Source organism: Clostridium sp., from assembly GCF_021443865.1.
In the GTDB taxonomy this organism is placed as follows: Bacteria; Bacillota; Clostridia; order Clostridiales; family Clostridiaceae; genus Clostridium.
Map to the genome: position 1 here is coordinate 1 of NZ_JABUTB010000061.1, position 12,485 is coordinate 12,485.

The 12,485-nt window shown below is 28.4% G+C and carries 14 protein-coding genes and 1 pseudogene; 7 read left to right on the forward strand and 8 right to left on the reverse strand.

Features of this window, described 5'->3' with window-relative positions; translation table 11 throughout:
- From HUJ77_RS11140 to argJ, 3 genes are all read right to left on the reverse strand, one after another.
- Positions 1 to 864: aminotransferase class III-fold pyridoxal phosphate-dependent enzyme (locus HUJ77_RS11140; RefSeq protein ID WP_291708657.1), on the reverse strand; the 864-nt coding region annotated here is incomplete at its 3' end.
- A gap of 368 nt (positions 865 to 1,232) precedes the next feature.
- Positions 1,233 to 2,087 (reverse strand): acetylglutamate kinase, encoded by an 855-nt coding sequence (argB, locus tag HUJ77_RS11145; protein ID WP_291708658.1) that lies wholly within the window; start codon positions 2,085 to 2,087, stop codon positions 1,233 to 1,235.
- 14 nt (positions 2,088 to 2,101) lie between these two features.
- A complete protein-coding gene (gene argJ / locus HUJ77_RS11150; protein ID WP_291708659.1) occupies positions 2,102 to 3,322 on the reverse strand; it encodes a bifunctional glutamate N-acetyltransferase/amino-acid acetyltransferase ArgJ in 1,221 nt (406 codons plus the stop codon).
- A gap of 259 nt (positions 3,323 to 3,581) precedes the next feature.
- Between argJ and HUJ77_RS11155 the strand changes: the two genes are divergently transcribed.
- A complete protein-coding gene (locus HUJ77_RS11155) occupies positions 3,582 to 3,929 on the forward strand; it encodes a four helix bundle protein (RefSeq protein ID WP_291708660.1) in 348 nt (115 codons plus the stop codon).
- A 147-nt stretch (positions 3,930 to 4,076) separates the two neighbouring features.
- On the opposite strand, the gene argC is transcribed toward HUJ77_RS11155, so the two are convergent.
- The 3 genes from argC to HUJ77_RS11170 are packed head-to-tail and all read right to left on the reverse strand — an operon-like array spanning position 4,077 to position 7,737.
- Positions 4,077 to 5,123, reverse strand: coding sequence for an N-acetyl-gamma-glutamyl-phosphate reductase (gene argC, locus HUJ77_RS11160; RefSeq protein ID WP_291708661.1), 1,047 nt, complete (start codon positions 5,121 to 5,123; stop codon positions 4,077 to 4,079).
- Positions 5,111 to 6,511 (reverse strand): argininosuccinate lyase, encoded by a 1,401-nt coding sequence (gene argH / locus HUJ77_RS11165; RefSeq protein WP_291708662.1) that lies wholly within the window; start codon positions 6,509 to 6,511, stop codon positions 5,111 to 5,113. Before argH ends, argC begins: the two co-directional genes overlap by 13 nt.
- 2 nt (positions 6,512 to 6,513) lie before the next feature.
- Positions 6,514 to 7,737 (reverse strand): argininosuccinate synthase, encoded by a 1,224-nt coding sequence (locus tag HUJ77_RS11170; RefSeq protein WP_291708663.1) that lies wholly within the window; start codon positions 7,735 to 7,737, stop codon positions 6,514 to 6,516.
- A 406-nt stretch (positions 7,738 to 8,143) separates the two neighbouring features.
- Here HUJ77_RS11170 and HUJ77_RS11175 point away from each other — a divergent pair, with 406 nt between their 5' ends.
- From HUJ77_RS11175 to HUJ77_RS11195, 5 genes are all read left to right on the forward strand, one after another.
- Complete coding sequence (locus HUJ77_RS11175) at positions 8,144 to 8,326, forward strand: hypothetical protein (RefSeq protein WP_291708664.1); 183 nt, start codon at positions 8,144 to 8,146, stop codon at positions 8,324 to 8,326.
- A 62-nt stretch (positions 8,327 to 8,388) separates the two neighbouring features.
- Positions 8,389 to 8,583: a hypothetical protein gene (locus HUJ77_RS11180; protein ID WP_291708665.1), complete on the forward strand. Its 195-nt coding sequence runs from the start codon at positions 8,389 to 8,391 to the stop codon at positions 8,581 to 8,583.
- Positions 8,584 to 8,677: 94 nt separating this feature from the next.
- The gene (locus tag HUJ77_RS11185; protein ID WP_291708670.1) at positions 8,678 to 8,812 is read left to right on the forward strand and encodes a hypothetical protein; all 135 of its coding nucleotides are present in this window, start codon (positions 8,678 to 8,680) and stop codon (positions 8,810 to 8,812) included.
- Between the two features lie 83 nt (positions 8,813 to 8,895).
- Complete coding sequence (locus HUJ77_RS11190; RefSeq protein ID WP_291708666.1) at positions 8,896 to 9,351, forward strand: pyridoxamine 5'-phosphate oxidase family protein; 456 nt, start codon at positions 8,896 to 8,898, stop codon at positions 9,349 to 9,351.
- A gap of 334 nt (positions 9,352 to 9,685) precedes the next feature.
- Positions 9,686 to 10,150, forward strand: a complete 465-nt coding sequence (locus HUJ77_RS11195) for an N-acetyltransferase (protein WP_291708667.1) — start codon at positions 9,686 to 9,688, stop codon at positions 10,148 to 10,150.
- A gap of 72 nt (positions 10,151 to 10,222) precedes the next feature.
- Here the strand turns inward: HUJ77_RS11195 and HUJ77_RS11200 are convergent, their stop codons facing one another.
- Both HUJ77_RS11200 and HUJ77_RS11205 read right to left on the reverse strand, forming a co-directional pair.
- The gene (locus HUJ77_RS11200; RefSeq protein ID WP_291708668.1) at positions 10,223 to 10,603 is read right to left on the reverse strand and encodes a DUF4363 family protein; all 381 of its coding nucleotides are present in this window, start codon (positions 10,601 to 10,603) and stop codon (positions 10,223 to 10,225) included.
- Entirely contained in the window at positions 10,603 to 11,304 is a 702-nt protein-coding gene (locus tag HUJ77_RS11205) for a DUF421 domain-containing protein (protein WP_291708669.1), read from the reverse strand. The genes HUJ77_RS11200 and HUJ77_RS11205 overlap by 1 nt, the downstream gene beginning before the upstream one ends.
- 145 nt (positions 11,305 to 11,449) lie before the next feature.
- On the opposite strand from HUJ77_RS11205, the pseudogene HUJ77_RS11210 reads away from it, so the two are divergent.
- Positions 11,450 to 12,485, forward strand: a pseudogene (locus HUJ77_RS11210) (nucleoside kinase); the annotation flags it as partial.

The following is a 12,485-nucleotide window of genomic DNA, read 5'->3' on the forward strand; positions in this document are numbered from 1 at the left end:
GCGTCGCGCACCTGCTGCACAGCAAACTGGGTTTCCTCCAAAGGTTGTCCCGTGATCTCCTGGATTAAATACTTCAGATAATTTTTCATTACATAAGAATCCACCAATAGGAAGTCCAGCCCCAAGCCCTTTTGCAACGGTTACTATATCGGGCTTTACATCAAAGTATTCATATCCAAAGATTCTCCCAGTTCTTCCAATTCCACATTGTACTTCATCAAAAATTAATACAATATCCTTTTCTATACAAATTTTATAAACTTCATTAACAAAAGTCTTAGAAAGAGGGTTTACACCGCCTTCACCTTGAATAGATTCCATCATAACGGCACAAACATCATTAGATAATTTATCTTTAAAATCTGTAATATTATTAGGTTCAAAATAATCAAAGCCTTCAGGGAAAGGGAAGTAGTAATTATGGAATTTATCTTGACCTGTAGCAGTTAAAGCTGCTAAAGTTCTTCCATGGAAAGATTGTTTTAGAGTTAAAATCTTATTTCTATTTACACCATATTTATCAAAGCTATACTTTCTAGCAAGCTTTATAGCACCTTCATTAGCTTCAGCGCCAGAATTAGAAAAGAACACCTTACTCATTTTAGTCTTTTTAGTTAATTCTTCAGCAAGCTTTAAAGTATTTTCGTTTAAAAATATATTAGAGATATGCTGTAAATTACTAGCAGTATCAGTTATGGCCTTAATCCAATTAGAATTTCCATAGCCAAGACTGTTAACCCCAATTCCACTAGTAAAATCTATATATTTATTTCCTTTATCATCAAAAAGATAAACTCCCTCACCCTTAACTAAATTAATAGGAAGATAAGAATAAGTAGACATTAAAGGTAAATTATTGTTCATATTTAAAAGCCCCCTTTTTATAATTAGTAATGCATAATTAGTAATGCATAATTGTGGAAATAATTCAGGCGAGCTGAATTATGAAAATTTCAAATTCCTGTGGAATTTATTTATTAATTATTTTATTTTTAAGATTGTGATAAAAGAATAATTTATTCCTTTATTCTTTCATTTTTCATGCCAATTTTGCGAATGCAAAAGAGGCTCTTCATTCTTTCATTTTCCTAAATTCCGACTTCGGAGGAATTTATACCTTAATTATGCATTGTGCATTATGCATTACGCATTATCCTTTAATTCTTTCATTTTTTCATTACAATTTTGTGATAACAAAAGTGTAGCTTCATTCTTTCATTGTGCTTTGCACACTAATATATCATTGTTCCAATTCCTTCTTTTGATAGAAGTTCTAATAAGATTGAATGTGGTAATGTTCCGTCTATTATATGAGATGTTTTTACTCCCATTCTAATAGCTTCCACACAGCAGTTTATTTTTGGTATCATTCCACCTTGAATTACTTTATCTGCTTGAAGTTTTTTTACTTCATGAAGTCTTAGAGTTGAAATTAGGGTAGATGAATCTGTAATATCTCTCATAAGCCCTGGAACGTTAGTTAAAAGTAATAACTTTTCTGCTTTAAGTGCAGATGCTATTTTTGCTGCACAAATATCTGCATTTATATTATAGGTTTGAGAGCAATCTTCACTAATAGCAACTGATCCTATAACAGGAATATAGCCAGAATCTATAGCATTATTTATAATTTTTGTATCAATGGATGTTATATCCCCAACAAAACCTAAATCAACATCACTTTCTAATTTCTTTGCTTTTATAAATGAGCCATCTATTCCTGAAAGGCCAATGGCTTTTCCACCAACACTTTCTATAAGAGAAACAATATTTTTATTTACTTTTCCACCTAATACCATTTGAACTATATCCATAGTATCTTTATCTGTATATCTAAGACCGTTTATAAATTTACTTTCTTGTCCTATTTTATTTAAGAACTTAGAAATATCTGGACCGCCACCATGTACTATTACAGGCTTTATTCCAACACATTGAAGAAGTACAATATCTGTGGCAACACTTTGTCTAAGTTCATCACTTGTCATTGCATTTCCACCATATTTAATTATTACTATTTTTCCTGCTAGTGATTGTATATATGGAAGAGCTTGAGTTAATACTTTTGCATGTTCTTTATAATTCATTTTCATACCACCCTTTAACTTCTATAATCTCCATTGATTTTCACGTATTCATAACTTAAGTCACATCCCCAAGCTATAGATGAATGTTTACCGCTATTCATATTAATCAAAATTTGTATCTCATCTTGAAGTAAGATTTCCTTTGCTTTAACTTCATCAAAGGGAAGTCCCATGCCATCTTTGCAAATATCTATTTCTCCAATAGAGCTTTTAAAAGATATATCAACTTTATTAGGATCAATATTTATTCCTGAATAGCCAAGAGCACATAAGATTCTGCCCCAATTAGCATCACTTCCAAAGATTGCAGTTTTTACTAAAGGAGAGTTTATAACAGCTTTTGAAAGTATTTCAGCATCTTTTTCATTTTTACAATTACTAACAACACACTCTATAAGTTTAGTAGCACCTTCACCGTCCTTTGCAATCATCTTAGCTAAAATAACATTTAATTTATTTAAAACTTCTAAGAAAGTATAGTAGTCTTTATTCTTTTCCTTAATTTCATTATTATTAGCAAGACCATTTGCTAAAACTAATACCATATCATTTGTACTTGTATCGCCATCTACGCTAACTCTGTTATAGCTTAATTTAACACTTTCCTTTAAAGCTTCATTTAACATTTCTCCAGAAATATTTAAATCAGTAGTAATGAAAGATAACATAGTACCCATGTTTGGTTCAATCATTCCAGAACCCTTAGCCATTGCCCCAATAGTTATTTTTTTATTATCTATTGTAAATTCCAAGGCTAACTGCTTTTTATAAGTGTCTGTAGTCATAATTGCAGTAGCTGCATCTTCAAAACCACATTTAGACAATCTATCAGTTAACATAGGAATTCCATCTTTAATAGCATCTATATTTAAAGGAACACCAATAACTCCAGTAGAAGCAACTAAAACATCAGTAGTTTTAAGTTTAAGAGCCTTTCCTTGAAGTTCAGTCATTCTCTTAGCTGTTATTAACCCATTTTCACCATTACAAGTATTTGCATTTCCACTATTTATAATAATTGCTTGTGCTTTTTTATTAGATAAATGCTCCTTTGTTATATAAATTGGAGCACCTTTAACCTTATTTTTTGTATAAACACCAGCAGCACTAGCTGGCACTGTTGAATATATAAGAGCTAAATCTAGCTTTAAATTATTTTTCTTAAGACCACAATGAATTCCTGATGCAAGAAAACCCTGTGGTGCTGTAATACCTAAGTTAGATAAAAAATTCAAAATAAACACCCCCTAATTGTAATTAATAATGCATAATTGATAATGCACATAGACAATGCATAATGCACAATTAATAATGCATAATTGTTGTTATAACTCAGACAAGCTGAGTTATGAAAATTCTTAAATTCCAATGGAATTTATTTATTAATTTAAATTTTGCGTTAACAAATGAAAGAATGTAAAATGTATAGTAAATGAATTAGTTTATTTGAATAATATTAATAATTGATGTAAAGAATTTAACTGGGTGATTTCTTTGAATAATGTTATTTTAAATAAAAGTTTTCAGTTTTCTGTTTCATCAATTAATTATTATAGAAAATCAATTAAATATAATGAGCATATAATTTTAAACCAATTTTTAAGATCAGCTACTTCTATCGGTGCAAATGTGAGAGAAGCACAACATGCACAAAGTAAAAAAGACTTTATAAATAAAATGTATATTGCACTAAAAGAAGCAAATGAAACTGAATATTGGTTAGAGTTATTAAAAAAAAGTAATAGTTATAATATCAATGATATAGAAAATTTAATGAATCAATGTATTGAACTTAATAAAATATTATTCTCTCTTATTAAGACCTCTAAAAAAAGTTTATAAATATCTATAAAGTAATTAATTTTCAATTATTTAATTTATTAATTTCAAATTTGCGTTAGCAAATGATAAATTTAATTCTTTCACTTTTCTAAATTCCGAAGGAATTTATACCTTAATTATGCATTATGCATTAATTTACTTCATTCCTTAGTGTCCTGGTGACACTAAGGCTAGTCCTTCGTTTTCTTTAAATCCACAAATTATATTTAAGTTTTGTATAGCTTGTCCAGCAGCACCCTTAACCATATTATCTATTGTACTTACTATTATTAGACCATCTCCTCTATGGTTTAGATGAAGTGAAATATTACAATTATTTGTATACTTAACATCTTTAATAGAAGCTGTATCACCTAGTGGTAGTACATTTACAAAGAATTCATTTTTATAGAAGTCTGTGTATAATTTATGAATTTCTTCTAAGTTTAGTTTACCTTTTAGGTTGTTATTTGGAGTACAATAGATTGTTGAAAGAATCCCTCTATTAATTGGTAGTAGGTGAGGAGTAAAGGTTACTTGAACTTTTTCTTCTGCAATTGCTGATAGGCATTGCTCTATTTCTGGAGTATGTCTATGTGCACCAATACCATATGGAGAGAAGTTTTCGTTTAGTTCTGGATAGTGTGATTTTAAAGTAAGACCTCTACCAGCACCAGTTGCCCCTGATTTTGAATCGCAAATTATATTATTTACTTCAATTAAAGATTTTTTTAATAGGGGCATTAAAGCAAGTTCTATAGATGTTGGATAACATCCTGGATTTGCTATTATTTTATATTCTTTAATTTTATCTCTATTAAATTCTGGAAGAGCATAAATACTTTCTTTATGAAGGTTCTTATATTTATAATCTTTTCCATACCATTTTTTATAGTCTTCTTCACTTTCAAGTCTAAAGTCTGCTCCAAGATCTATTAAAATCTTATTTTCTTTATTAACTAATTCTGCTATTTCTTCACTTAAACCGTGGGGAAGAGCAGCAAAGATAATATCACATTTATTTATTACATCTTCTTGTTTTTCGCATACTAAATTAGTTACTCCATAAAAGTTTTTATATATAGATGAAAATTCTTCCCCTTCGTAACTAACAGAACTAATGGCTTCTATTTTCACTTTTGGATGATTTAATAAAAGTCTTAATAATTCAGCGCCTACATAGCCAGTTGCACCAATTATTCCTACTTTAAGCATTTTACTGCCTCCTTAGTTTTATTTATTGAGTCTAATAGTAATTCTAATTGTGTTTTAACAGAAGAAGAGCTAGGTCCACCAAAGACTTTTCTTTCTTCTACACAATTTACTAAATCTATTGCTTCGTATATATCATTTTCAAATATTGGAGAGAAGTTCTTAAGAGCTTCTAAAGATAGGTCATCAATTGCGATATTTTCTTTTATACAATGAAGAACTATAGCACCAACTATTTCATGAGCTGTTCTAAAGGCTACACCTTTTTTTACTAGATAATCTGCCACATCAGTAGCATTAGTGAAACCTAGGGAAGCTCCTTTTCTCATATTTCCCTTTTTCACTTCTAATGTGTCTAACATTCCAGTAAAGGTCTTAAGTGAAAGACTTGCTGTATCTAAAGCATCAAATAAGGCTTCTTTATCTTCTTGCATATCCTTGTTATAAGCTAAAGGTAAGCCTTTCATAACTGTAAGAAGTGTAATTAAATCTCCATAAACTCTTCCAGTTTTTCCTCTAACTAATTCAGCTACATCTGGATTTTTCTTTTGAGGCATTATACTACTGCCTGTACTATATTCATCTGATAATTCAATAAAGCTAAATTCATTAGTAGCCCAAAGAATAATTTCTTCTGAAAATCTTGATAAATGCATCATTATCATAGATAAAAGTGAAAGTGCTTCAATAGCATAATCTCTATCTGATACTGAATCTAAGCTATTTGCTGTAATTTGTGCAAAACCTAGGTCCTTTGCGATCATATGTCTATCTAAATTATAGGTAGATGTTGCAAGAGCACCACTTCCTAAAGGCATTTCATCTAATCTTTTATAACAATCAAAAATTCTACTAATATCTCTTTTAAACATTTCACCATAAGCTAAAAGATGATGTGAAAAGGTTATTGGTTGAGCCTTTTGCATATGAGTATATCCAGGCATTATGGTATCTATATTTTCATTTGCTTTCTTATATATAACTTCTTGAAGATTAATAACGTCTTGTAATAAAGATCTTAAAGCTCCCTTTAAATATAATTTTGTATCTAAAGTAACTTGGTCATTTCTACTTCTAGCTGTATGAAGTTTTTTCCCTTCTTCACCAATGTAGTAGGTTAAAGTACTTTCAATAAAGCTATGAATATCTTCAGAAGCCTCATCTATTTTAATTACTCCATTTTCTAATCTACTTAATATTGTTTCTAAGCCTGCTGCTATTTTTTCGCTGTCTTCTTTTGGAATTATATTTTGCTTACCAAGCATTTTTACATGGGCTAAACTACCTAAAATATCTTCTTTATACATTCTAGAATCAGTTCTAATTGAGGAGTTAAAATCATTAACTAAAGAATTAACTCCTTTCTCAAAACGTCCACCCCAAAGCTTCATAATTAGTTACCAGCTTTCTTTAAAGATTCAATCATTTTTGATCTTACTGTAATAGGTAGTCCAAATAAATTTATAAATCCAGCAGAATCTTTTTGATTATAAACAGCATCTTCTCCAAAAGTAGCATATTCTTCACTATATAATGAATAAGGAGATGTCATACCAGCATTAATAATATTACCTTTATATAGTTTTAGTTTAACTTCACCAGTTACAGTTTCTTGAGTTTTATCTACAAAAGCAGATAATGCTTCTCTAAGAGGCGTAAACCATTGACCGTTATATACTAAATCAGCAAATTTTAAAGCTATAGTTTCTTTATAATGTGAAGTTTCTTTATCTAAGCAAAGTTCTTCTAAATCTTTATGAGCTTTGTAAAGAATTGCTCCACCTGGTGTTTCATAGACACCTCTTGATTTCATTCCAACTAATCTATTTTCAACCATATCCATTATTCCTATGGCATTTTCCCCACCAATTTTATTAAGTTTTTCTATTAATGTAGGACCATCTAATTCTTCACCGTTTAAAGCAACTGGAATACCTTTATCAAATTTTAAAGTAATATAAGTTGGTGTGTCAGGTGCTTTCTCTAAAGTGTTAGATAGTTCTAATATTTTTTCATAATTTGGTTCATTAGCAGGATCTTCTAAGTCTAAACCTTCATGACTTAAGTGCCATAGGTTTTTATCCTTGCTATAATTTGTTTCATAACTTATAGATATAGGTATTTCTCTATCTAAAGCATATTGGATTTCTTCTTCTCTAGATTTAATATCCCAAATTCTCCAAGGAGCTATAATATCCATATCAGGTGCAAAAGCTTTAACAGCTAATTCAAATCTAACTTGATCATTACCTTTTCCAGTACAACCATGACATATAGCATCAGCACCTTCAGCTAAAGCTATTTCAACAAGTCTCTTTCCGATTATAGGTCTTGCAAAGGAAGTACCAAGTAGATATTTACCTTCATAAATTGCATTAGCTTGAATAGTAGGGAAGATATAATCCTCTACAAATTCCTTAGTTAAATCTTCAATGTAGCATTTAGATGCTCCTGTTTTAATTGCTTTCTCTTCTAAGCCTACAAGCTCATCCTTTTGTCCAACATTTCCAACCACAGCTATTACTTCACAACCATAGTTTTCTTTAAGCCAAGAAATGATAATTGAAGTATCAAGACCTCCAGAATAAGCTAGTACAACTTTATTATATTTTTTCATATTTAATAGCCCCCTCTTTTTAATAGTCATTACAAACTACTTTTTAACTATGTTAATAATTATACGCTCGAAGGTATAAATATGCAACTGCTTTTTTAATATTTATGCAGAAATTATGCATATTTAATGAATAATTCTTTGAAATATAAAAAAAGACTTATAATTATGTAAGATATTTGATTAAATTATGAGAGCTTAACTAGAATTATGCGAAAAATAAGAAGAAATATGCAAGTATAATGAATAGAAAAGTATAAATTATAAGTATTATATGGAAAAATATGTTATAATCGTTATATTACAATGTATAATGAGCATAAATAAATAAAGATATTATCCATAGTACTTTTACTTTGGGGGAGCATAAGGAAAATATAAATGAAGAATGGGGGAAGTAGCTAAGTTTATGGGATATGGATTTTTGCTTATATTTGTAGGGTTAATACTTATATTTTTACAAAAGACTACTTGGCATAAAAACTATATAATAAAACATAAGTTTTCTGAACTAGATGATTTTTTTAGATTAATTAGAAATGCTATAGGTGTTATATTTATATTGATGGGGATTGTTATTTTGTTTATATAAAATAATCATGTAGTAGTTCAATTTTAATATTGTTATTAATATAGTTTTGAAAGGAAGAAGAAATGGATATAAGTATTTTTACAATAATATTAATTTTATTATTAATAGTTATTACATTTAATGTCGCATATTATATACCTAATAAGTTGAAGGAACAGGAAGAGAAACAGGCACTATATATTAAAGAATTGTATACTAGATTAAATAGACTTGAAAGTAAATTAGAGGAAATAAGGGATATTAAAAATAAAAAATAGCATGATTATAAAATTTATATAAGGAGCTTTATAGAAAGTTAGCAATTATATTATTTAAATAATTAAATTTATAAAATATAAAGGGGGGAGAATTATGGATTTTGGATCAAAAATGATTTTATTTAGCTTTTTTAATATAGCTTTAACTTTAGCTATTTTAGGGTTAGGTATATATGTTTTAATACTTGTAATCAAAGCTTTGAAAATTTACATTAAAAAGAATTCTTAAGTGTATTAAATTATTCATAATTCTTACATTTAACTAAAATATGCTTAGTATACTATTAATAATAAAGGAGTATAGAAGAATATATGGGGAATATTAACTGCAAAATCAAGGAGTTTTATGACGGTTTTGGTAGTAGCAAAAAAATGGTACTATCTACATTACAGAACAATAGAGTGTCATCCAGAATGATGAGCATTGTTTTGATAAATGGAGTTTTTTATTTTCAAACAGATAAAAAATTAAGAAAATATGAGCAAATAAAAAACAATCCTAATGTTGCATTATGTATAGACAATGTTCAAGTTGAAGGAATATGCTTAGAATTAGGACATCCTTCAAGTAATGAGGAATTCTGTAGGATTTTTGAAGAATGTTTTAAAGGCTCATATGAAGCCTATTCTTCATTAGAAAATGAGAGATTATTTGCTGTTAAACCTACATATATTGAGAAATGGGAGTATAAAGATGGGAAACCTTTTATAGAAATTTTTGATATAGTAAATAAAATATATAAAAATATAGCATATGAAGGTAAGTAAAATGAAACAAAATAAAAGCTATTATTCTACTCATATGGATATGCCAATAAATTTACAAAAGAAGATAGGTTAAAGCTATAAATAATTTTAATATTAAGATCAGATATTAGTTTATATTTGATCTTATTTAATTTAAATGTTAATAATTATTGTTTTTTAGATTATAGTATAAGTACTTATTTTGGAAATATATTTAAATTAAGTATATGATTTAAATGTATACGATGGAATTTATATAAGATAGTTAAATAATTTCATTATTAAAAAGTGATGGGGTTACTTACTTAGTAAATTACATTTTATAAATTAATAGAATTATAGGGGGGATATGAAAATGAATATAATAAAGGGAAATATAGAATATATAAATGATTGTGAAGAAGCATTATTAAATTCTGAATTAGGGAAAAGATATTTTTCACAAAAGGGAAGAGCTAGAAAGGCGTTACAAGAAGGCTTTGATAAAGGAGAAATATATGTTGCCATTGATGAGAATGAAGATTGTAAGGGATTTATATGGATCATTCTAAATGGAGTATTTCATTCATTTCCATACCTACATATTATTGCAGTAAAACAAGAAAGTCGTAATCAAGGAATAGGTAAAAAACTGTTAAAATTTTTTGAGGATATTTGCTGTAAAGATTATAGTAAACTATTTTTAGTAGTTGGAGATTTTAATACAGATGCAAAAATATTATATGAAAAATTTGGGTACATTCAAGTAGGGATAATACCAAGCTTATATAGAGAAGGAATAAATGAATATTTAATGATGAAAGTAAAAGAAGTTAGCTAATGAAATAGATGTATAGTAGTGCGGTGACTTGGAGCCTTTGAGGTCACAAGCAATGCTATCCATCTATTTCATTTATAGCAAGTTTTTTATATTGGGAGTTTGAAGATCTCGTAAGTGTTCTGCCGTTGAACGGAGAGAATGCAGAGTTGCTAAAGATTCAGCCCTATCTTCCCCCCTTATGTAAAGAGATAACCTTAAAGCATCATTTTTTAACATATCATAATCAACATGATTTAAATATATAGCAGGGACATCAGCTTCCTCAATTATTAAGTCAATTAAAGCTACAGAATCATCATAAGCACTATCTTCATCGTAAGAATTTAAAGATTCTTCTATACTATCACATCTTAAAATAACTTCATTGCACAAACCAACAAATTTATTATTTAAGAAAAATAAGCCTGCAACTAATATAATAAAAAGAAAAATAGATATATAAGTATTCTTCATTAACTTTCCCCCTTATCTTTATGAAGCTGATATATAAATCTACCATTGGTATCAGTCATTGCTATTAATACATCTTTTATTGAATTCACCTTATGTTTTTTTAGTTCATTTATTATCCATTCATCACCCTTAGGAGAAGAGGTTAAGGCGTTTCTATTTAATTCTCCATCTAGTACATAGATTATAGGTAATCTTGGCTTTTGATTACTTGAACTATTAGAACTGCCAGAACTTCCTGAGTTACTAGAAGAGGAACTATTATTAGATGTAAGAAAAGACATTTTTCCATTATTCTCTAATATTCCATATTCTATTTCACTTAAATCAAAATACCCTGCAAGGCGGATTTCTTCCATAAGCTCATCTAAATTAATTTGTTGCTTTTTTAATGCTTCATATCGTATCTTACCTCTAGCAATTAAAATACAAGGCTCACCTTCAAGAATTTTTCTTGCTTTTTGACTTTTCAGTTGTAGGATAGATAGCAATGTCTTTATAAATAATAAAGTTACTATTGGTATAACCCCTAAAATTAAAGGTAATCTAGTATCTTGCATTGGAAGAGCTGCTAAATCTGAAATCATAATAGTAATTACAAATTCATAAGGTTGTAGTTCTCCAATTTGTCTTTTTCCCATTAGCCTTATAACTAGAATAACTAAGGCATAAAGAAATACTGTTCTTAATAATACAATAAACATTTTAACACCTCGCATAAGTATTATTTGTTTTATAATAATTTTTATACTTCTAGGAATAAGTATGTAGTAATTTTACTTAATGCGTATATAATATTAGATAAGAGAGTTTAAAATAGTATCTTAAAAGGACATTACGGAGGTAAACATGAGAAAAGTTAAAATAAACTATATGGCAAAGCAATATGAAATAGATAATGGAATTACCTATAAAGAATTTTTAAAGGACATATTAGAAATTAATCCTTATGATATTGCCTTATGTAGATTAAATGGAGAATATTATGAACTTTTTAAACCTATACAAGAGGATGGAATCTTGGAACTTGTACATTTTTCAGATGTAAAGAGTTCAATAGGATATAAGATATATACTAGAACATTAAATTTTATATTTATTAAGGCAGCTTTAGATTTATTTCCTAATTCAGCTATAACTATAGAACATAGCATTGGAGAAGGAGTATTTGGAGAAATTCATAAGGAAGAAGCTTTGAATGAAGAGGATTTAAAAAGAATTAAAGAAAGAATGTTAGAGCTTATTAGTAGAGATATTCCTATTAATAAAATAAAAAAGAAAAGAGAAGAAGCTATAGAGATATTTAAAGGCTATGGAATGGAAGATAAGGTATCTTTGCTTAATCATGTATCTTTTGAAAATGTAAGTTTATATGAATTAGATGGCAGATATGATTATTTCTATGGTCAAATGGCATTTTCCACAGGAGTAATAAAGGGTTTTGATTTAATGTATTATGATCCAGGATTTATATTATTGTCTCCAAAGAAAGAAGATTTAAATGTTGTTCCAGCTTTTAAAGAAAATAGAAAGCTATCTCAAATTTTTATGGAAAGTGAAAAGTGGTTAAATATAATTGGTGTAGGTGAAGTTGGTTCTTTAAATGATAAAGTAGAAGAGCATGAACTTAGAGATTTAATCATGGTATCTGAAGCACTTCATGAAAAGAAAATAGCTCAAATTGCAGATATGATAAATGAGCGAAAAGAAACTAAGGTGGTATTAATTGCTGGACCAAGTTCCTCAGGAAAGACTACCTTTGCCAATAGATTATCTATACAATTAAGAGTAAATGGATATATACCAGTCCCTATATCTCTAGATGATTATTTTGTAGATAGAGAGCATACACCAAAGGATGAAAATGGTGAATATGATTTTGAAA

Bases quoted from the DNA above. Each gene is read 5' to 3' on its own strand.
- argB (WP_291708658.1), bottom strand. From the start codon at position 2,087: ATGAATTATAAAGAACATGCAAAAGTATTAACTCAAGCTCTTCCATAT.
- HUJ77_RS11180 (WP_291708665.1), top strand. From the start codon at position 8,389: ATGGATATAAGTATTTTTACAATAATATTAATTTTATTATTAATAGTT.
- HUJ77_RS11190 (WP_291708666.1), top strand. From the start codon at position 8,896: ATGGGGAATATTAACTGCAAAATCAAGGAGTTTTATGACGGTTTTGGT.
- HUJ77_RS11185 (WP_291708670.1), top strand. From the start codon at position 8,678: ATGGATTTTGGATCAAAAATGATTTTATTTAGCTTTTTTAATATAGCT.
- HUJ77_RS11200 (WP_291708668.1), bottom strand. From the start codon at position 10,603: ATGAAGAATACTTATATATCTATTTTTCTTTTTATTATATTAGTTGCA.
- HUJ77_RS11170 (WP_291708663.1), bottom strand. From the start codon at position 7,737: ATGAAAAAATATAATAAAGTTGTACTAGCTTATTCTGGAGGTCTTGAT.
- HUJ77_RS11205 (WP_291708669.1), bottom strand. From the start codon at position 11,304: ATGTTTATTGTATTATTAAGAACAGTATTTCTTTATGCCTTAGTTATT.
- HUJ77_RS11195 (WP_291708667.1), top strand. From the start codon at position 9,686: ATGAATATAATAAAGGGAAATATAGAATATATAAATGATTGTGAAGAA.
- argH (WP_291708662.1), bottom strand. From the start codon at position 6,511: ATGAAGCTTTGGGGTGGACGTTTTGAGAAAGGAGTTAATTCTTTAGTT.
- HUJ77_RS11175 (WP_291708664.1), top strand. From the start codon at position 8,144: ATGGGATATGGATTTTTGCTTATATTTGTAGGGTTAATACTTATATTT.
- argC (WP_291708661.1), bottom strand. From the start codon at position 5,123: ATGCTTAAAGTAGGAATAATTGGTGCAACTGGCTATGTAGGCGCTGAA.